15 protein-coding genes and 1 tRNA gene are annotated in these 22,153 nt (G+C 37.6%); 10 read left to right on the top strand and 6 right to left on the bottom strand.

The features are described from left to right. Positions 1-170 precede the first annotated feature (170 nt). Positions 171-4,730, top strand: a complete 4,560-nt coding sequence (locus NMG86_RS06095) for a response regulator (protein ID WP_026797239.1) — start codon at positions 171-173, stop codon at positions 4,728-4,730. Next, positions 4,727-6,517, top strand: a complete 1,791-nt coding sequence (locus NMG86_RS06090) for a putative bifunctional diguanylate cyclase/phosphodiesterase (RefSeq protein ID WP_026789103.1) — start codon at positions 4,727-4,729, stop codon at positions 6,515-6,517. The genes NMG86_RS06095 and NMG86_RS06090 overlap by 4 nt, the downstream gene beginning before the upstream one ends. Before the next feature lie 186 nt (positions 6,518-6,703). Here the strand turns inward: NMG86_RS06090 and folB are convergent, their stop codons facing one another. Continuing rightward, positions 6,704-7,054, bottom strand: a complete 351-nt coding sequence (folB, locus tag NMG86_RS06085; protein WP_026789102.1) for a dihydroneopterin aldolase — start codon at positions 7,052-7,054, stop codon at positions 6,704-6,706. A gap of 55 nt (positions 7,055-7,109) precedes the next feature. Between folB and NMG86_RS06080 the strand changes: the two genes are divergently transcribed. Further along, positions 7,110-7,182: transfer RNA gene (locus NMG86_RS06080), tRNA-Arg, on the top strand. A 314-nt stretch (positions 7,183-7,496) separates the two neighbouring features. On the opposite strand, the gene NMG86_RS06075 is transcribed toward NMG86_RS06080, so the two are convergent. The 3 genes from NMG86_RS06075 to NMG86_RS06065 all read right to left on the bottom strand — a co-directional run bounded on the left by NMG86_RS06075 (position 7,497) and on the right by NMG86_RS06065 (position 13,586). After that, positions 7,497-11,909 (bottom strand): tetratricopeptide repeat protein, encoded by a 4,413-nt coding sequence (locus NMG86_RS06075; RefSeq protein WP_026797238.1) that lies wholly within the window; start codon positions 11,907-11,909, stop codon positions 7,497-7,499. Positions 11,910-12,110: 201 nt separating this feature from the next. Then, entirely contained in the window at positions 12,111-12,875 is a 765-nt protein-coding gene (locus NMG86_RS06070; RefSeq protein WP_026789099.1) for a DUF1350 family protein, read from the bottom strand. Positions 12,876-12,995: 120 nt separating this feature from the next. Beyond that, the gene (locus NMG86_RS06065) at positions 12,996-13,586 is read right to left on the bottom strand and encodes a rhomboid family intramembrane serine protease (protein WP_026789098.1); all 591 of its coding nucleotides are present in this window, start codon (positions 13,584-13,586) and stop codon (positions 12,996-12,998) included. 114 nt (positions 13,587-13,700) lie between these two features. Here NMG86_RS06065 and NMG86_RS06060 point away from each other — a divergent pair, with 114 nt between their 5' ends. Beyond that, complete coding sequence (locus NMG86_RS06060) at positions 13,701-14,270, top strand: hypothetical protein (protein ID WP_026789097.1); 570 nt, start codon at positions 13,701-13,703, stop codon at positions 14,268-14,270. A 190-nt stretch (positions 14,271-14,460) separates the two neighbouring features. Beyond that, entirely contained in the window at positions 14,461-15,804 is a 1,344-nt protein-coding gene (locus tag NMG86_RS06055; RefSeq protein WP_026797237.1) for an AAA-like domain-containing protein, read from the top strand. A 47-nt stretch (positions 15,805-15,851) separates the two neighbouring features. On the opposite strand, the gene dnaN is transcribed toward NMG86_RS06055, so the two are convergent. After that, on the bottom strand, positions 15,852-17,027 hold the full coding sequence (dnaN, locus tag NMG86_RS06050) for a DNA polymerase III subunit beta (RefSeq protein WP_026789095.1): 1,176 nt from the start codon (positions 17,025-17,027) through the stop codon (positions 15,852-15,854). A 196-nt stretch (positions 17,028-17,223) separates the two neighbouring features. Here dnaN and NMG86_RS06045 point away from each other — a divergent pair, with 196 nt between their 5' ends. From NMG86_RS06045 to NMG86_RS06025, 5 genes are all read left to right on the top strand, one after another. Then, a complete protein-coding gene (locus NMG86_RS06045) occupies positions 17,224-18,504 on the top strand; it encodes an HhoA/HhoB/HtrA family serine endopeptidase (RefSeq protein WP_026797236.1) in 1,281 nt (426 codons plus the stop codon). Between the two features lie 29 nt (positions 18,505-18,533). After that, positions 18,534-19,076 (top strand): peptide deformylase, encoded by a 543-nt coding sequence (def, locus tag NMG86_RS06040; RefSeq protein ID WP_026797235.1) that lies wholly within the window; start codon positions 18,534-18,536, stop codon positions 19,074-19,076. Between the two features lie 118 nt (positions 19,077-19,194). Beyond that, entirely contained in the window at positions 19,195-19,764 is a 570-nt protein-coding gene (locus NMG86_RS06035) for a TerD family protein (protein ID WP_026789092.1), read from the top strand. A gap of 55 nt (positions 19,765-19,819) precedes the next feature. After that, positions 19,820-20,389: a TerD family protein gene (locus NMG86_RS06030; RefSeq protein WP_026797234.1), complete on the top strand. Its 570-nt coding sequence runs from the start codon at positions 19,820-19,822 to the stop codon at positions 20,387-20,389. 22 nt (positions 20,390-20,411) lie between these two features. After that, a complete protein-coding gene (locus NMG86_RS06025; protein ID WP_026797233.1) occupies positions 20,412-21,008 on the top strand; it encodes a TerD family protein in 597 nt (198 codons plus the stop codon). Between the two features lie 143 nt (positions 21,009-21,151). On the opposite strand, the gene NMG86_RS06020 is transcribed toward NMG86_RS06025, so the two are convergent. Further along, positions 21,152-21,904, bottom strand: a complete 753-nt coding sequence (locus tag NMG86_RS06020) for a phycobilisome rod-core linker polypeptide (RefSeq protein WP_026789089.1) — start codon at positions 21,902-21,904, stop codon at positions 21,152-21,154. Positions 21,905-22,153: the final 249 nt, after the last annotated feature.

The raw sequence follows: 22,153 nt of genomic DNA, 5'->3' as shown, positions 1-22,153 counted from the left end.
GAGGTATCAGTCATTAGTTGACAGTAAAGAGTTCATTGTTAATATTTATGGGCTAAACACAGTTAACTGGTACAGGCGGGTTCTTTTATATATTTGCTAATCACCGCCCCTACAACTGATGACTGTTGACTAACAACTGATGACTGATAACTGATGACTGATCACTGATTATGGATGCTACTGAATATCAAGCGCTGAATATCTTAATTGTTGACGATTCCCCAATTAACCTTAAATATTTGGGGAAACTTCTCACATTGCAGGGATATCAAGTTCAATTGGCGAATTCTGGGGAATTGGGCTTAAAGATGGCTTTAGAGACTTTGCCCAATTTGATCATATTAGATATTATGATGCCAGTTATGGATGGGTATGAGGTCTGTCAACGGTTGAAAGCGGATATTACAACTCAGCATATTCCCATTATTTTTGTGAGTGTAATTGAAGAAGTATCGGAAAAAGTAAAAGCGTTTCAACGGGGGGCGGCGGACTATATAACCAAACCATTACAAAAAGATGAAGTTCTAGCTCGAATTCACCATCAACTGACGATTCAAGGTTTACATTATCAATTCAAAATTAAAAATCTTCAACTGGAAGCTGAAATAGAAACCCGTCAACAACGGTCAGAAAAATTTTCTAAAGTTTTTTTAAATAGTCCGAATCCAATTACCTTGAGAACAGAGAAAGAGGGATATTTTGTAGATGTTAACCCTAGTTTTCTCAAGACATTTGGCTATCAAGAATCTGAAGTGATTGGTAAACGAGCGATAGACTTAAATTTGTGGGTTAATCCTCAAGATGAACAGGAGTTAATCCAAAAAAATAAACCGGGAACAACCATTCATAATCAGGTAGTCGGGTATCGAACCAAAACCGGAGAAATTAAACAATTATTATTGTCAGAAGAAGTAATTTTTTTAGAAAAAAAAACTTATATTTTATCAATTTTTAATGATATCAACGAAAAGAAAATATCGCAAAAAGACAAGAAAAAAAGGGAACGGGGAACAGGGAACGGGGGGGAGGAAATAGGGAACAGTTCATTACCCATTACCCATTTAACAGCATCCGATATTACGGAATACAAAACAACGGAACTAGCTTTACAACTAATTGTAGAAGGAACGGCTGCAAAAACAGGTCAAGATTTTTTTTGTTCCTGTGTTTACTATTTAACTGAAGTCTTGCAAGTGCGTTATGCTGGGATTTTTAAACTTTTAAAATTTCCCTCGTCCAAATTAACTACGTTAGCGTTTTGGGATGGAAAAAACTGGCAAGATCCTGGGGTTTATGAATTATTGGGAACCCCTTGTGATCAGGTGATTAAAATGGCTCAACCCTGTCATTTTAGTGAAAATGTACAGATTTTATTTCCGAATGCTCCAGAGTTAGCTGAATTGCAAGCTCAAAGTTATTGGGGAATCCCTTTATTTGATTCTAATCGAGACGTGATTGGGATATTAGTAATAATAGATACTGAAGATAAACAACTGAATCTGAGTCAAGAATCTATTTTAAAAATCTTTGCCAATCGAGCAGGTGCGGAACTAGAGAGGCAATTAGCCGAGGAATTGCTACAATATCGATCCCAGATGGATAACCTGCTGACCCATATTTCTCGGCTATTTATTAATGATACTATAGAAAATGCTATTCGTTATACTCTGCAAGAAGTCTGTCATTTCCTTGATTGTGATTGGGCATTTATTTTTAACTGTAATTCTAAACTTATATCTTGGAAAATTACGGATCAATGGTGGCAAACGGAACAACAAATCGAACAGAATTATTGTCCAATTTTATCAAATCAAACTATCCCATCTATTCATCAAAAATTACAACTGAAAAAAACTGAAATTCTAGCAATTTCCGATCCAGATCGGTTTCCCGATTTACTCCCCCAGGATCGCAGAACCCTACGGCGTCTCAATTGTCAATCTCTGATTTTTATTCCTTTAATTAAAGGCGGAAAAGCTAAGGGATTTATGGGGATTATGAACTTACATCGGTGTACTGAATGGACATTAGAAATCCAGAGTTGGCTGAAACTGGTGGGCGAATTAATTGCCATTCGTCAAACCACGGAAGAAATTCAACAGGCTTTAGAACAGAGTAAAACCCGCTATCAAAATTTAGCCGATAATATACCTGGGATGATTTATCAATTTGTCTTACATCCTGACGGTTCTATGAGTTTACCCTATGCCAGTTCAGGCTGTTGGGATTTATATGGTTTATCTCCCGCCCAGGCGATGATCAATGTGCATCAATTATTTGAAAAAGTCTGTCCTGAAGATTTTCAAGGAGTGCTCAATTCTATCTCTAATTCGGCTGAAAGTTTAATGCCTTGGAGTCATACCTGGCGCATTATTAATAACGAAGGTCAAATTAAATGGTTGCAAGGAAATGCCCGTCCTGAATCTCAACCAGATAGAAGCATTTTATGGGATGGTTTAATTATTGATATTACCCAAACTAAACAGGCAGAAACCCTATTACGCGAAACAGCCCGGCGTCAACAAACCCAAGCGCGAATTATTGGTCGAATGCGTCAAACCCTGGATGCGGAGACGATTTTTTCCACGGCGACTCAAGAATTGCGTTCTGAATTAAATAGTGATCGGGTAGGAATTTATCAGTTTAATTCCGATGGTCAAGGTCAATTTGTGGCGGAATCTTTGGTATCGGGTTGTGAACCCTTAATCTATCAATCAATTCAAGACTTACACTTTGATCCGAGCAGTTTTGAACCAGAAAATTGTGTTTTATCGAGTTTAAATCAGGAAGATGAAATTCAAGACACCTATCTCCGAGATATTCAGGAAGGAGTACATCGAGATGGTTTAAGTTATTTGTGTATTTCTGATATTTACCAAGCTGGATTTCCCGATTGTTATTTACAGTTATTAAAACGGATGCAGGTTAAAGCCTATTTAATTGTGCCGATTTTTTGTCAAATAGTGTCACCTACGGTGGACGTTACACTCGAAAGTTCTATCTCAGTTCCAGCTAAGTTAAAATTATGGGGATTGTTGGTGGTCTATCAACATTCAAGTCCCCGTCATTGGGAAGAATCAGAAATTAATTTAGTGGTACAAATTGGCGCCCAATTAGGAGTAGCATTGCAACAAGTGGCGTTATTAACCCATACTCAACAACAATCGGAAGAACTTTCTCAAGCTAAGGAAACTGCCGATGCTGCGAACCGGGCTAAAAGTGAATTTTTAGCGAATATGAGTCATGAATTACGCACTCCTCTGAATGCAATTTTGGGCTTTACACAATTGATGAATCAAGATTTTAGCCTAAGTTCAGAACAACAAGAACAGATTAGGATTATTCATCGGAGTGGCAAACATTTATTAGCCTTAATTAATGACATTCTGGAGATGTCTAAGCTAGAAGCCGACCGGATTAGCTTAAATCCGACTCGCTTTGATTTATTTCAAGGTTTAGATTATATTCGAGATTTACTCAAAACGAAAATTAAAATCAGGGGATTAGAATTTGAATTAGAACTGGCTGAAAATCTGCCCCAATGGATTATTACCGATGAAAATAAACTCAGACAAATTCTGCTAAATTGTTTGGGACATTTAATGAGTTGGACAGAATCGGGGACGCTTAAATTTCGAGTTAAACCTTTATTTTCTCCTTTAGAATCTTCGGGTTTGGAGTCTAATTTTTCTACCCAAAATATTCAACTGGAATTTGAAATTGAAACCACCGGATCAAATAGACAATCCTTGGAAATTCAAGATTTGTTTAAGCCCTTTACATCAATTCAACGCAGTCTCACCTTGGACAATACTAAACATTTAAGTTTACCCATTAGTCAACAATTTCTGCACCTCATGGAAGGAACAATTATGATGGAACATTCCTCAAATCAGGGGATAAAATTAAAGTTGGTAATTCCTGTCCAACTCCCCGAAATTTCACCGCAATCTTCGGTATTTTCCTTGGGAAAAATTATAGGTCTATCCCCGAATCAACTCAACTATCGTCTGTTGGTGGTTGAGGATCAAATTTCCACAGATTCCTATCTAACTGAATTTCTGGAACAGATGGGGTTTACTATTAGAGAAGCAGAAAATGGTGATCAGGCTGTAATCCTTTGGCGAACCTGGAAACCTCACTTAATTCTGATGAAAATGTGGATGCCGATTTTGAATGGTTATGAGGCGATTCAAAAAATTCGTCAGGAAGAATTTTCCATGGAAAATCCTGTTCAGGGGTTGATCAATTCTGAAGCCGAATTCGAGGGTGTCAGCCCTCATCAAACAATTATTCTAGCAATGATTCCATCGGGGTCAGAGACGGATAGACTTTTGGCTTTATCGGTGGGTTGTGATGACTTTTTGGATACCCCTTTTCCAGAGGATAAACTTTTGAGTAAAATAGGTGAATATTTAAAGGTGCAGTATCAATATGCGCCCCCATTTTTATCTCAATCATCGGGATTCCTTACCCAGTCTGATACTAATACTATGGCTCAACCTCTGGTTACTGCTACAGCCTTGGTGATGCCACCCGAATGGGTGGAACAACTCTATCACGCAGCGGCCCAGTGCAGCGATCACTTATTACTCCAGTTGATTAATCAAATTCCTTCTGAATATGAAGCAACGGCTCAATATTTAAACCATTTAGTGGATAATTTCCACTTTGATCAAGTAATGGAATGGGCGAAACAACCTGAAGATTCTGGGAAAAACATACAATGATTGAAAACCAATCCGAGATTTCTAAAGGCAATATTTTGATTATCGACGATAATCCTGAAAATTTGCGTCTACTATCTATAATGTTGATCCGCCGAGGCTATGAAGTGCGTCAAGCGTTGAATGGAATGATTGCCTTGAGAGCAATTGAAATTCAACGACCCGATATCGTTTTATTGGATATTATGATGCCTCAGATAGATGGCTATGAGGTATGTAAACAGATTAAAAATAATCCTGAAACCGCCGATATTCCAGTGATTTTTTTAAGTGCTTTAGACGAAGTTCAGAATAAAATTAAAGGCTTTGCATCTGGGGGGGCTGATTATATTACTAAACCGTTTCAATTTGATGAAGTTTTAGTCCGGGTTCAAAATCAATTGTCGTTACAATTTGCTCGACAAAAAATTGTAAAATTGAATATGGAATTGGAACAACGAGTTAAAGAACGTACCCAAGAACTGGAAGATGTTCATGCTCAATTACTGAAAAAAGCCCTTTATGATGAGTTGACTGCCCTTCCCAATCGAGTCTTATTTATTCGACATTTAGAATTGACTATTAAACAATTACAAGATTGTCCCAATTATCTCTTTGCGGTGTTGTTTTTGGATTGCGATCGGTTTAAAGTGATTAATGATTCTTTAGGACATTCCGTTGGGGATCAATTATTAGTTGCTATTGCCCAACGGTTACAATCTATCGTATCTAATATTGATATTTTATCTCGATTTGGGGGAGATGAATTTGCGATTTTATTAAGGGATTTAACTGAACCGGAAATTGCGATTCAAACGGCCGAGAAAATTATTGAAGTTTTGGCTGAACCGTTTTCTATTCTCTCCTATCCCATTTATATTAATGCCAGTATTGGAGTTGCTTATAGTCAACCGGACTATACCCAACCGGAACAAATTTTACGCGATGTGGATACGGCGATGTATCGGGCAAAATCCCGAGGCATTTCCTATTATCAAGTTTTTGATTCCAGTATGTATAAAAATGCCCTATCTTTTTTACAGCTTGATGTGGATTTACGCACGGCAATTAAAGAAAAACAACTCGGAGTGAATTATCAGCCTATTGTTGCATTAAAAACCGGAAAAATTGTGGGATTTGAAGCCTTAGTTTGTTGGGAACATCCCCAACGAGGTTTAATCTCTCCTAATGAGTTTATTCCTGTAGCCGAAGAAACGGGTTTAATTACAGAAATCGGCAATTTGGTTTTGCGACAAGCGGGAGAACAAATCTATTGTTGGCAACAACAATTTTCGGAAATTCCCTTAACTATTAGTATTAATCTTACCCCTCGACAATTTACTCAAAATAATTTAATTGCTCAATTGGATGAAATTGTAGAGCAAACCCATCTCAATTATAATTGTTTAAAATTAGAAATTAAAGAAAGTGCAATTATGAATAATGTCAAAGGCGCACAGATTATATTAAATCAGTTACGAGAGCGAAAAATTCAACTCAGTTTAGATGATTTTGGTACGGGATATTCTTCTTTAAGTTATCTGCATTCATTTCCCGTTGATACCTTGAAAATTGACCGCTCTTTTATTCAGGAATTAGACGAAGATCCTCAACAATTTAGCCTAGTTCCCGTGATTATTAATATTGCTCAAAAAATGGGGATGAATGTGATTGCAGAAGGCATAGAAACCGCCCAACAATTAAAAAAATTAAGACAGTTAAATTGTGATTTTGGCCAGGGGTATTTCTTCTGCGCCCCACTCAACCCCGAACAAGCCTTTAAACTACTCCTATCACCGCCCCAATGGTAATCAGTTATTAGTAATCAGTAATCAGTAATCAGTTCATTGATCACTGATTATGATTAACTGATCACAAATCAAATCTCACACTGATAACTGATGACTGATAACTGATGACTGATGACTGATGACTGATAACTGATAACTGATAACTGATGACTGATGACTGATAACTGATGACTGATGACTGATGACTTAACGGGTGATATCAATTTGGATTTTTCCACTAAAATCGGGAATGGGGGGGGCGGGTTTGGTTAACTGTACCCGGACTTTTTCTACTAAGGGTTGTTGTAATAGGGTGTCGGTAATTTCCGTGGCTAATCGTTCTAATAGGGCGAATTTGCTGGTTTTAATCACGTTCTCAACGGTTTTGATGGTCTGGCGATAGTCGAGGGTATCGGCGATCGCATCACTACTACCCACGGGTCTTAGATCTAACCACAGGGTGATATCGGCTTCAAACCATTGTCCCAAAACCTGTTCTTCGGGTAAATATCCGGTATAACCGTAGCTGCGAATCCCTGAAATGTGGATTGAGTCCATAATTCTAAAAATAAAATGATATTTTCTCAAGAATATGCTATATTAACAAAAGTTTGGGTATGTAGCTCAGTGGATAGAGCATCAGGTTCCGGTCCTGAGGGTCGGGGGTTCGAGTCCCTCCATACTCGTTAAGGTTAAAAGCTTACTGTTTAAAAGTTACAGGTCATCTTTTCCCTGTCGTTTTAGGAATTTTTCTATTGGGGTAATCCTAAAACTGCATTTCCAATATATTTCTAAGTAGTTACACAAAATAAATTACCTAGTTGAGAGAGGGAACAGCCCCCCCAAACCCCCCGTGCACGGGGGCTAGGGGGGGAGGGAACAGGGTGGAGGATGTGTAATTAATTTTGTTTAGGTACTTAATAAAAAAGCACACGCTTTGTTTAACTTATAGGGCGTATGCTTTTTCATGATTCTATTTTGAAAGTTAATTGGGAGACTTTTAACTAACTAATTTCTTAGCTAATTCCGTTGCTTGACGATAGGCTTTAATTGATTCTTTGAGATGACCATGTTCTCGTAAAGCATCACCTAATTTATGGTAAACTTGCCAAGCATTCGGTTCTAATTCGATAATTTGACGATAACAATTAGTTGCTGATTCCCAGTCCTGAGATTCAAACCAAATATCCCCTAATGCTTCTTGAATTGAAACTAATTTAGGATTTAATTTCACCGCTTCTTGATAACAAATAATCGCTTCCTGCCATTGTTGCTGCTGTGAATAAATATCTCCTAATAGGGCTTGAGTTTCGGCTAACCAACCCGTTTCATTCGAGGCTGAAAAATCAGTATTTCCCGATGATAGATGGGTGGGATTGAGTTGTTGAATTGCCACTTGATAGGCTTGTTTATAATGGGCGATCGCATCTTCTAATTCATTTTGCTGTTGTAACCCCTGGGCTAACCGTTGATGGGCAATAACGTGCTGGGGATCACGATCTAATACCCGCCGATAACAGATCATCGCCTGACTAATTTGTCCCCGTTTCCAAAGTGCATTTCCTAAACTAAAATAATCCTCTAAGGTGGCTTTTTCTGGGGCTAATTGTAGGGCTTCATATAAACAATCTTCGGCATTTTCTGAACGTCCTAATATTTGCCACAGGTGGGATAATTGATGGTAGTCTTGGGGTTGGGGTTGAATTAAAATGGCTTGTTGATAACAAGCGATCGCTTGTTGCCATTGTTGTTGTTGAGCAAAAATATCCCCTAATTCTAAATACAATTTTTCGTTTTTGGGCTGTTGAGAAATTGCTTTTTGATAACACAATTTAGCTTTTTCCCAATTTTTTTGTTCAGTGAATACCTTGGCTAACAGTTGATAAATAGCAACATCTTTAGGAGTTTGTTGTAAAAGTTGCTGACATAAACGCAAACAGGATTCATATTGTTGTTGCTGATAATAAATCTGCGCTTGTTGCAGAGAAATAGGTGCGGTTACAGTAAATTGGGGAACAGGATTTTCTGAAATTATATTTGCGGAAGATATTCCCATTGTTAGGACAGATTGAATGGGTAAATTACCCGCCATTAATAATAGGATTTGCCGATAGTCAGAACTTCCCGTGATGCCTTTATTCTGATGTAAAAGGGCTTGGGTTAGGTTTTGCAGTGCTAATAGTAACCGAGGGTTTAATTCCAAGGCTTGACGATAGCAAGAAACCACTTCTTCCCATTTTCCTTGGGCAACTAATACCTTTCCTAAACTATTATAACATTCAAAGGATTTGGGATTACAATGAATTGCTTGTTTGTAAAAACTTTCCGCTTCTACTAATTTTCCTTGGGCTGCAAAGAGTTCTCCCAAATTATGATAGATTTCAATGGGGTTAGAATTTCCCTCCAGGGCGCGACGATAACTAATTTCGGCTTGATCAATTTTGCCTTGACGGAATAGAATATTACCCAGGGAAAGATGTTCTTCTGGTTTAATATTTTGAGGTTCTAAACTGAAGGCTTGATACCAACAATAAGCCGCTAGTTCGGGTTTACCAATTTTACTCCAAACTTTTCCTAAATTTCGGTGAGCTAGGGCTAAATTAGGTTGTAATTTTATCGCTTTTTGATAGGAATAAATAGCTAGTTTCCACTGTTTGAGTTGGGCATATAAATTCCCTAAATTTGCATGAACAATAGCTTCATTGGGTTTAAGATTAATAATATATTGATACCATTTTAAGGCTGCTTCTGGTTTACCTAAACCCTGTAAAGATTTTCCTAACAAGTGATAAGCCTCAACGGTATTCGGGTCAAGTTGAATCACTTTTTGACATACCTGAACAACCCGTTGATAGTCTTTCTGTTCAAAGTAAGTTTCAGCCGTTTTAATACTATTTTCTATTTCAATTAAATTAGATTCCTTAACGTTTGTATTATCTTGTTTGGAGAGACGAAATAACTCTAAAGAAGTCAAAGAATTACCTGAATTTTTAGTTTCAATTACTGTTAATTCTCCCTGATAATGGTTATGTCCGTTTTTATTAGAATAAGTAGTGACCATGTTAATCGAACTCCTTTGATAACTTTGGGTTTGAATTTGTTGTAAATTTGACGAAATATTGGTATTTTCAATTAAGTCTATTTTTGGTTTATCTCTGGCTTTAACAAGGGTAGAAGCAAAGTAAATTGGGGTTTGATTCTGGAGATCAGAATCTAAGATTTTGAGAATTTTTTCTAAATTATTGATTTTGACATAAATATCCTCAATTAATGGTGATTGATACATTAAATTTCGCAGGGTATAACATCGAAAAACTTCCCCTGTGATATAATAATGTTTTAGTCCTAATTGTTGACTAATTATCCAGTAATAATGACGAATATAATGGGGAGAAACCAGTTCAATAACAATAGTTTCAGGACGACAAAACATCAAATTTGTTAATCCCGCACCATGGGGGGCAATAATAACCTTAGCATGGGCAAATAAACTTGCTTGTTCTGCAACAGATAGGGTTTCTAATTCAACAGGAATAACTCCCCATTCACTCAAATAAGTAATCACATCATTTTCATTCAAAACTTGCCGATATTTGGCTTGGTTTCGACGAATAAAAATCCGCTCTGGATAGGGATTATTAGAGGGTGTAATCGCCTCGGAAAATAACTGCCGATGAAAATTGATAGTTTCAGGTGTTACCCATCCCACTGACCCGGTAAAGGTAGGAATAATTAATTGTTTTGCTTGGATATAAGGATGGCGATCGCTTTCTATAATTTTAGATTCGGTAATCCCTAACTTTTGTAAGGTTTCTCGCTGAAAAGAGGCTTTTATACTATTAACTAAAAACCAATTAATCTCTTGCCAATCGGGTTTCTCCTGTTGTAAAATAGCAAAGCGGGGTAAAATATCAACCATCCAATGAAAATACACATTTCCTGATAATCCCGATAACACAGCGACGGAACCGGAAATTTTTTCTAAAGGCGGAAATTCCTCTAAAAAAAAGATTTGATGTTGTTTCCAATCAATCGGATCTGATCCGGGTAAGGGAGTGGGATAAAATCGGGATAAATCGGTTAAAAGTTCATTTTTGGAGTTGAGAATAGCGATCGCATTACAAACATTCCACCAACTTTTTTGAGGTGCAATCCAAGCCTTTCCATTAGGAATAATAGTAATAGATTGGGGTGGTATATTCCCAGAAATATCTTGAGGTTGAGAACAGTCATAAATTCCTTCTGCTAAACGAGTTGGATTTAAAAGTTTAAACACTCGATTTAAACAAATTGGACAGTCTAAACCCTGACATTGGGGATGGTTAGAATCGGTGGGATCAAAATTAGCATTTAGTTTAACTTTCAAACCCGCTAATTTTGGCTTTTTGTGGTCTGATTTCTGCTGTTCTAATACCCACGTTAACCGTTGATAGATTTCCGGTTGTTCTGGATTAATTCCTAATGCTTGATGATAATAAATTGCCGCAGAAACAAATTGTTTTTGCTGGACAAAAGATTCTGCTAATTTTAAATAAGGATCAATCCAATTAGAATCAGCTTTAATAGACTGTTGATAATAATATTCCGCTTGCGGATAATTGCGATATTCTGCTAAAGTATTTCCCAGATGAAAATACACCTTGGCAAAATCGTGATAAACCTCTGGAGATTGGGGATTCTGTTGTAAACCCTCAATTAATTTTCCACAGGTAATTCTGGCTTGATCGAGTTCGTCATCTCCTTTTAACTGTTTAACATTCTGACAGTAAGCAGTAATAAAAGGTTGCTCTAACTCAATAATTCTTTGTAAATGAAATAGGGATGCTGCCAGTTGATCCTGTTGTAAAAGTGAGTTTACACATTCACTATGGGCAGCAATTGATTCGGGTTCAACCTGAATTAGTTGTTTAAAATATTGAATAGCAACTTCATGTAACCCTTGTTTCTGAAAAGCCTTACCTAAATTTAAGTAAGATTCTTTTAAATCAGGTTGCAGTTGAATAGCTTGCAAATAACCAGCGATCGCCTGATCAAAACTGCCTTGTTTAAAATAAGTATGGGCAAGGTTATGATAGAGTTTAGCAGACTGTGAAGAATGAATTAACCCCTGTTTAAAGGTTATAATTGCGGCTTCCCAATTCTCTTTCTGAACCCAAATTAATCCCAAATTAATATAGGCATTAACAGCTTCAGGATTCAGCCGAATTGCGATTTGATAGCTTTCCTGGGCTGCATCAAGTAAGTCCTGTTTTTGTAGCGCAACCGCTAGATTATAATAGGCTAAATCGGAATCAGGATCTTGAATCACTTCCTGTTGATAGTGTTCAATTTCTCTCCGTAATTGGTGATTTGAAATCCCTATTGTTGACAGGGCTAAGGATGAACTTTGACTTCTTTTAGAAAATCTTCCCAATCTGAATAGATAATAGCAATTAAGTTTCAAAGACTTATGAACCGGATTTAAGATGAAAAAAAGATTAATTTTCTCTTAACTTAGCTGTAAAAATATTGACACCATAAATCAACCTTAACCCAAATAATCCTCAGCACCAGACTGAATTAATCCCAATTAGTTCCCCAATCATCTTAACTTAATGTCTTAGTGCCTTTGTGGTTACTTTAATAAAGGATTTAACCAATACAAAATTTGTTTCTTCAGTTGGTTTAAATCTTGATAAACTGCTTGTTTAATCCATTGGCCAATAGCATCTAAAGGGGTAAAGGTTTCTCCCACTGACCAGTTGATATTTTGGCCCAGGGGAGTTTGATGATCGCCATTTAATTTTTGTAAAGTAGTTAACCCTGGGAACTTTTGATCTAAAATATGATGTAAATTAGAGGTTTGATCGAGGGTATCTTTAGAGAATTTAATTAAAAGGTTTCTTCTAATTTGATAGCGATCGCTAACTAAAAGGTTCGTTTCTTCGGGAGAAGGTGTAAACTCTACATCCATGAATTGTGAAATTTGTTCAACTAAAGGAATAGATTGACTGGCGGCATAATTATTAAAGGACATTAAAATATTTCCTGAACGTTCGACAGGAAATAAAGAACCAATTAACAAATGAATTTTACACCCCATACTATGTCCTAATCCATAAATGGGTAAACCGCGCCGTTTTAAGAATTGCAAATCATATAAATCATATAATCCATCTTCAAATATCTCGAAAACTTCTTGAGCGATCGCTGTATGATCTAGGTTATTGATAAAAGGAGTCGCCACAATTGCATAACCTTGATGGGCGAGTTCTTCGAGTAAACAACGGTAGGTTAAATGGGGTAAAGTTGCTACAAAAGCACCCCCCAAAAAATGCAGTATTGCTTGAGGGCGCGGGGGAATTAACACCCAATTTCCTGAAATAGAAAGCCAGTCCATTAGATTTTTAGATTATTATTTTGATGTCACACTAACACCCTCTATAGTAAGAATTTTAACTCTATTATAGAGGGCTTTATATTTATTTTACCTTAATTTATGAATTTTTGGAAAATCCAATTAGGCTTTAGTCCGATGGAATTTAGTCAGTATTTGTGCCGCGAAGACACCGCCGATAAATCCGAATAAATGTCCCTGCCAAGAAATCCCATATTGTGAGGGTAAAACCCCCCAAATTAAGCCTCCATAAAGCCAACCAACAACTAAGGATAGGGCAATAGAAGCAAAACTGCGTTCAAAAAATCCTCTTAACAGTAGAAATCCTAAGTATCCAAAAATAACTCCACTCGCCCCAATATGAATTGTATTAGGTGAACCGAATAACCACACTCCCAAACCACTGATAATCATGGTTATGAATGTGACAACAAAAAAGTCTTTAACATCCCGCAGCATCACAAACCAACCCAGTATGATCAAGGGTAAGGTATTGGCGGCTAAATGGTTGAAATTTCCGTGTAAAAAAGGAGCAAAGAAAATACCTTGTAACCCTTGAATATGATGGGGACGAATTCCTAAACCATTTAACGCGCCTCTAAATACAAAAAAATCAATAATTTCAATTATCCACAGGAAGGCAACAATTCCCCCTAAAATTAGGATATGGCTTTTGAGTTCCTGAGTCAGTGATGTTTCAGTTCGGTTAGACATAATCGTTTGGGTTTGGAAGATAACGTGATTTTAGTTAACTACAAAACTAGATCCCGTCGTTTCTGATTCGGCTAAGATTAATTATATGATAGTCAAAAATCTAGTCAATTGTCCATGAAAAATGTTAAATTAGGAAAATACCTCAGCTTAAATGATTTTTGTACCTGTACAAATACTTATCAAAAATATTCTGATAAAATTAATCCCTATCCTACTTCAGAAGAATCAATTCAAGCATTAAAAAACCTAAATTATTATATTGTTGATCCGGTTATTGATTATTTTGGTTTAGCTAAATTTAAACTAACCTATGGTTTTTGTTCCCATAAATTAAGAATTTATTTAGACAAAAAAGATCCGATTACCGGAATAAAAAATGGTCGCGTAGCTCCTAAATTGGATCAACATATTGGCCATGAAGTTAAAAAAAATGGAGAATATTACTGTAAAAGGTTAGGGGCGGCTTGTGATTTCCTAATTTTAGATTTAGATAGTGATCAATTAGTGGATTGGATTTTAAAACAACAACTTCCTTTTGATTCTCTATATTTTTATGGCAAAAATCGACCGATTCATATCAGTTATGGCCCCCAACATAAACGAAGCATTTGGGCATTTACTCCCACGGGAAAACCCACTCAAAAAGGAATTGAACTTTGGATTAAATATAGCAATCCTAAATAGGTTTTGGTAGGGGCAATTCATTAATTTCCCCTACCACAAAGTTTAGTATTGTCCTAAGCTTAATGGGTAGCTCTATACAAAGATACAATTTTTGTATATAATATAAGAATATAAGTATATTAGTTAAAGCAGTCTTAAAATACTCAGATTGATTAGTCTAATTTATTGATATAAAAATATTGGGGTTAACATGGTCAAAAGTGTTGAGGAAATTTTAGAATTAATAGAAGCGTTAATTATTGCTAAAGGGAAAAACTCTCTGAGTTATATCCAGAAAATTATTTTAAAACAAGCCCTATTAGAAAATAAAAAAACCTATGATCAAATTGCTGAAGAAAATGGCTATTCCCCCAATTACTTAAAAAATGGAGTTGCTCCGCACCTTTGGCAACTTTTATCGGATATAGTGGGGGAAAAAGTCGGTAAAACCAATTGTCGCTGTTTATTAGAAAGAGAATTAAGCGAGAAAAATAGCCATGAAATATTTCCAAAAATCAATTTTAACGAACATAATATTTTAGAATCCCCACAGGGTCAAGTTCCGCTTAATTCTATATTTTATATTGAGCGATCGCCCATTGAATCAACTTGTTATCAAGAGATTCAAAATCAAGGAGCATTACTGCGAATTAAAGCCCCTAGAAAGATGGGTAAAACCTCCTTAATGGCCCGAATTTTAGATTATGCTCAACAACAAGGTTATTATCCCGTTCGTTTAAGTCTCCATCTGGCTAGTGGTGTAGTCTTTACTTCAACGGAAAAATTCCTCCGTTGGCTGTGTGCAAATGTGACTCAACAGTTGAAATTAGAGTCTAAAATAGATGATTTTTGGGATGAAGATGTGGGAACATTAGTCAGTAGTTCCCTATATTTTCAAGGGTATTTATTAGAATCAATTCAAGAACCAATTATTTTAGCTATTGATGAAGTGAATCAATTATTTGAGTATCCGTCCTTAGCTCGGGATGTCTTAGCTTTATTACGATCTTGGCATGAAGAAACTAGAGATATTAGTAATTGGAAAAAATTAAGGTTTGTAATTGTCTATTCAACGGATATTTATATTCCTTTAGATACGAATAAATCTCCGTTTAATGTAGGTTTAGGAATTGATTTGCTTCCGTTTAATATTAGTCAAATTAAAACTTTAGCTCAACGATATGGATTAAACTTAACAGATCAAGAGTTAACACAATTTACAGAATTTGTAGGAGGATTTCCTTATTTAGTTAGATCAGCCCTTGATTATAGTGTCCGCCATAATTTTTCCCTACAAGAGTTAATAGAAAAAGCTCCCAGTGATACAGGAATTTATGCAGATCATCTGCACGAACAGTTATGGTTACTAGAGCAAGATCCTGATTTAGTCACTGCTTATCAACAAATTATTAGTACAAATCAACCTATTAAAATTGAACAAGTGAAAGCGTTTAAACTAAAAAGTATGGGACTGGTTTATATTGATGGAAATTTAGTTACTCCCAGTTGTGAGTTATATCGTCAATATTTTCAAGAATGTTTTAGGGAAGTTTGATAGAATACAGAAACCGGGTTTCTCCCAGAAACCCGATTTCTTGGGGATTAATTTCTTAATTGTACAGGCATGACTAAATAAGTCATTTTAATCCCCCCCAAAGGATTAACAATAACTGGGGTTGTGGCGGCATTCAATTGTAGGGAAACCTCCGAAGTATTAAATACTTTTAAACCCTCCAATAAGTATTTAACATTAAAGGCTAATTCCTTGGGTTCATCCCCAGAAATTTGAGCCGGGAGAGATTCCAAAGCATTACCCACATCGGCGGCTTCTACGGATAAAGCAATCAGTTGATTAACATGATCAATACTGCATTTAACAATATCATTCTTTTGGGAAGCTAAAACCGCAATTCGTTCTAACGCGCCGACAAATCCCCGCCGATCTAAATTAATTTGATTTAAAAATTGATGGGGAATTAACTGTTGATAAGCCGGATAAGCCCCTTCTAATTTACGGGTATTTAACCGTTGTTCCCCTAGTTCAAAAATCACTTGACTCTCATCAAATCGCAAGGTAATCACCACGGGAGAATCATCTTTAGAGCCGCCGTGATTGTCAACAGTTCGCATCGCCACCATGCGTTCTACTTCCCTTAAAGCCCTAGCTGGAACTGTTACCTCAAATTCCTCTAATTCCTCATCGGGATCGGTTTCACTTAAATTTTCTGTTTGCACAACTGCTAATCTGTGACCATCCGTTGATGCAAATTCAATCGTATTATTTTGAACTTTTAAATGTACTCCCGTTAACACCTGTTTAGTTTCATCGGAACTCGTAGCAAATAACGTTCCCTTCAATCCCAAAATTAAAGATTCCGCCGCCAAATGAATAGAATCCCCCGTTTCAATAGAAGGTAATTCGGGATATTCTTCCGCCGCCATCCCTCGAACTTGATACTTTCCTGAACTGGAAGTTAAATTAACAATTGCTTCCCCAACTTCATCATCAATGGTAATTTCTCCCCCAGGTAAACGGGAGACAATATCATTAAATAATTTAGCCGGAACAGTTAAGGTTCCTCCCTCCGTGACCGTCGCCGACATACTCGCCCGAATCCCCAAACTTAAATCAAATGCGGTTAAATTTAACCGTTGATTTTCTGCATCAGCATCAATTAAAATATTCGATAAAATTGGATGATTCGGGCGGGATGGAATTGCCCTCGATACCCAAGATAAATTAGAACTTAATTTGTCCTGCTCAACAATAAATTTCATAGTTAACCTCCATTAGTATGTGTTAGCATAATAATAATGCCGACAATTTCTGACGTTCACGAGAGAACCAAACCCCTGATTATAACCTAAAAACCTCTCGATATCTTTTTTGATTACAGTTAATACCGTAAACCGGAGGCTTGGAAAAACCCAGCAAGCCGAGGAAATACCTCAAAACTACTGATGTTATCAATACATGAAAATTACATCTGACAAAGAAAATCGTAAAAGCCCTCTCTGGAGCCTGTTTCTGTTGATAATTGGAGGTGGGTTAGCCTTGATGGGCGATCGCTGGTTAGCCACCCGTACCGCTTCAACTGTTCCGCCCTCAATCGCTGAAACTCCTGTCGAAACTGCCCCCGCCCCTGCTGCTAATTTCAACGGTCAGGCTAATTCTGCCTCCAGTCCGACTAGCTGGTTAGCTCAAAAAGTGGCTGCAAAGCCCGTAGATTCTAACTTTATTGTCGATGCTGTTAACGAGATTGGGCCGGCTGTGGTTCGGATTAATGCCTCTCGTCAAGCCAAGCGCCGAGGATTGGAGCAGTTTGGAAATGGCTTTCCCGAAGAATTTTTTGGGGCGACTCCCCCCAAACGCCGCTCCGATGGCCCGATTGAACAGGGGACTGGTTCCGGGTTTATTCTCTCGGCCGATGGCGTGATTATGACTAACTCCCACGTTGTAGAGGGAACTGAGCGGGTGCAAGTGGTTTTAAAAGATGGTCGTCGCTTCGATGGCAAGGTATTAGGATCGGATGCGGTGACGGATGTGGCCGTAATCAAAATTGATGCTGATAATTTGCCTAGCGTAAAAATTGGCAATTCTGAGGCCCTATCCCCTGGGGAATGGGCGATCGCCATTGGCAACCCATTAGGATTAGATAATTCGGTGACGGTGGGAATTATTAGCGCCACCGGACGGTCAAGTAGTGATATTGGCGTTCCTGATAAACGGATTGGTTTTATTCAAACCGATGCCGCCATTAACCCCGGAAATTCTGGGGGGCCACTATTAAATGCCAAGGGAGAAGTGATCGGAATGAATACCGCTATTATTAGTGGTGCTCAAGGTTTAGGCTTTGCCATTCCGATTAATAAAGCTCAACAAATTGCCCAACAATTAGCTACAACTGGACGGGCGGAACACGCCTATTTAGGTATTGAAATGGTCACACTCAGCCCGGAATTACTGCAAGAATTAAAAGAAAATCATGATTTAGATTTCCCCATTACTCAAGATAATGGTGTGTTAATTATGAAGGTAATTCCAGGTTCACCGGCGATGAAATCTGGATTAAAACCAGGAGATATTATTGTAAAAATTGATGAAAAACCTATGACAAAATCCGATAATGTTCAAGAATTAGTTCAAAATAAGAATGTCGGAATACCGATGAAAGTAGAGCTAAACCGTCAAGGAAATCCCCTAATCTTAGAAGTTAAAACTGGCAATATGCCGCAGGAGCAGGGGATTAACTAAGCTGTTTATTGTTGAATGGAAAGAGATTTATGAGTGAAATTTTAGGCATTTTTGAATTGGGCAACCAAGTTTTACGACATTATGCTGATCCGATTAATAATGTTAGGGAGGAGCGAATTCAAACCTTAATTGATAATTTAATTATCACCGCATCTCAAGCTAATGGAGTGGGGATTGCCGCGCCTCAAGTGGGAATTAGCAATCGCTTATTTATTATTTCCTCCCGTCCCACATTGCGCTATCCTAACGCACCCTTGATGGAACCCACAGCCATGATTAACCCTAAAATTCTTAACCATTCTCACAAAACAATTAAAGACTGGGAAGGCTGTTTAAGTGTCCCTAGAATTAGGGGATTAGTTCCTCGGTATCAGGCTATAGAAATTGAATATACCAACCGAGAAGGAGAATTATGCTATCAACAATTAACAGATTTTGTCGCTAGAATTTTTCAACATGAACTAGATCATTTGAATGGAATTGTATTTGTAGATCGGGTTGAAAGTAACCAAGATTTAGTTACCGAAGCCGAATATCAAAAACGGATCGCTGATTTTCACGGATTTCGCTGATTTCACAGATTAGATTTGTGTGAAATCCATCTAAATCAGCGATCTTGATTTTGCGGAATAGTTCCATTGATTATTGTAGAATGTTTGTAAGTCAATTTTAAGGAAAATAATTAACGCCATGACCATTAATTTAAGTAAAGGTGAACGAGTTAGTCTATCTAAAGAAGCACCCGGTCTCAAAAAAGCCGGAGTGGGATTAGGATGGGATACTAACGCTTCTGATACTGGGGCTGCTTTTGACTTAGATGTATCGGTATTTATGATCGGGAGTAATGGTAAAATTCCCAACGAACAATATTTCGTATTTTATAATAACCTAAAATCTCCCGATGGTTCAGTAGAATCTTTAGGAGACGATCGCACCGGAGAAGGAGGCGGAGATGATGAAACAGTTTTTGTTGAGTTAAATACTGTTGATCCTAATATTCAAGAAATTGTCTTTGTTGTCACTATTTACGAAGCCGAAAACAGAAGACAAAATTTTGGACAAGTTCGTAATTCCTATATCCGAATTTATAACAATGAAACCGACGTCGAGATCACTCGCTATGATTTAGAGGAGGACTTTTCCAGAGAAACCGCCATCGAAATCGGTCGCCTCTATCGCAAAGACGGTGAATGGAGATTTCAAGCCGTTGGACAAGGTTATAATTCAGGTTTAGAAACCTTTGTTAAACAGTATACCTAAAAAGATTAACCCCAAAACCTAGTTTTTTGTTCACAATTTCAGGAATTGATTAACCATGTCAATTAATATTAAAAAAGGCGAAAGGATCAGTTTATCGAAAGAAGCTCCAGGGTTAAAACGAGCCTCCATTGGTTTAGGCTGGGATGTCAATGCTAGTGATACCGGAACAGCCTTTGATTTAGATGCTTCTCTGTTTATGTTAGCAGGAGATGGTAAAATTCCCATTGATGAATATTTCGTATTTTATAACAACTTAAACTCTCCTGATCAATCCGTCAAACATTTAGGAGATAGTCGCACCGGAGAAGGAAGCGGGGATGATGAAACTCTTGTTGTTGATTTAGCAAAAATCAATCCTGAGATTCAAGAATTAATTTTTGTGGTGACTATTCACGATGCTGACCAACGGCGTCAAAACTTCGGACAGGTGAAAAATTCCTATATCAGAATTTATGATGGCGACACTCAAACCGAAGTCACAAAATATGATTTAGAAGAAGACTTTTCCAGGGAAACCGCCGTGGAATTTGGCAGATTATATCTCAAAAATGGTGAATGGAGATTTCAAGCCGTCGGACAGGGATATAATGCGGGTTTACAAAGTTTTGTAGACAAATACGTTTAATTTATTTTGAGGATTCTAAACAATGGCGATTAATTTAAAAAAAGGTCAAAGCATTGTTCTCGATAAAAGCGAATATGACCTATCAAAAATGGTCATGGGCTTAGGGTGGGATGTCTCTAAAAAAGGAATGTTTGGCGGAATATTTAGCGGATCTGCTGATTTCGATTTAGATGGATTTGCCCTATTATTAGATGAGCGAGGAAAATTAAAAAATCAGCAAGAAGATGTGATTTATTTCGGACATTTAGCCACCAAAAATAATACCGTAGTTCATTCAGGAGACAACCTCACAGGGGAAGGATCGGGAGATGATGAACGAATTATTATTGATTTTAAAACCCTTCCTAAAACCTATCATCAAATTATTTTAGGAGTGAATATATACCACGCCGAAGACCGCCAACAAAACTTCGAGATGGTTAAAAATGCCTTTGTCCGAGCCATAGATGCTAAGGGTAAAGAAATTGCTCGTTATAGTCTTTCGGGTGAACCTGCTTACTCAGGACAAACTTCTATGTTACTGGGGGAACTCTCTCAAGAAAACGGACAATGGAAATTCAAAGCATTAGGAACACCCTTAAAAAGTAATTTAAACGGGGTTATTCGTTCCTTTGTGTAATCAATATTCTCAAAAATTAGGGGCGAAGGATTCAGATATTAAATGATGGTGTTCTCATCACTTTAGATCCAAATTCTCCGCCCCTAGAATTGATCAATTTTCAACAATATTTTAATAATATTTGTGTTGAAAATCGGTTTACCTTAGCGTTTGCGGTAGGGAACCATGGTTTCAATATTGATATCACCTAAAGCAATGCGAGTCACAGGGATAACGGTAGGAGTAACTAAACCCAGGAACTGTGCGGGATCGCCAGCTTTGATTTGTTTTTCTTGGGGAATAAAACGACGAACCGCATTTTGCCAAACCAGTTGGGGGAAGCCCAGTTGGTTCCGGTGGTACTCGTTGTAACGAGGGGTTTTCAGGTTAAAGGGAACTTCACCTTGATTGCGTTGAAGTAGTACCCGACGACGTTGGTAGGGAACCGTATCATACCCGAAGTTATCTAGGTATTCATCGCTATCGAGTAACTCATCAATAAACCCTTTAGGGCCTTTGTTAGCAACGACGATAGACCATGCGATCTTTTCACGTTCGCTGTAAACGTCCCGTCCGAGGATGCGTTGGACACACATCTCGACAAAACGGTAGTTGCTATTGGTTTGGTAATTGCGACGCAGGAAAGGATCGGAAGTCGCTAAACCCCGAATAAAATCCCGCACGTTAATTTGACCAAACTTAAGCTGAGACTCTAAGCAAGTTTGAACGTTGCTTTTGAGCATTTGATGTTCACTGAAAATCTGGCGATAAGCAGCCCAAATGATCTCATTCCACTCAGAAGCCGAAGGCAGATTTTCCGTCGTAAATACTCTGGGTTGTTCATCACCCGCTACTTCAAAGCCAGCCACGCGAACATTGCGGCTGGTCGGGCCATAACTTAATAAAGGAAGCGCCACCTTAAATATCTCCTTAATTTTGAAGGTCAACTTTATTTTTTATCTTGTGGTCGGGTGTTGCCCCGATCGCTCAGGGCTTTAGAGCGACAGGCTTGGCTATAGTACAGATTAGGGGATTTCGGCAACTCATCTGGCGTTTTTCTGAACCCATGCAACAATATGTAACATTTTTTGACACCAGATACCCGATCCCCATTATGCTAAATTAAAGATTAAATCCCCTAGGGGGGGATAATTGTCAAGATATAT

The sequence above is a fragment of the Planktothrix rubescens CCAP 1459/22 genome (genome assembly GCA_904830895.1).
GTDB classification, from domain to species: Bacteria; Cyanobacteriota; Cyanobacteriia; order Cyanobacteriales; family Microcoleaceae; genus Planktothrix; species Planktothrix agardhii.
Note: the sequence above shows the minus strand (reverse complement) of the source record. Positions and strands in the feature narration are given on the sequence as shown.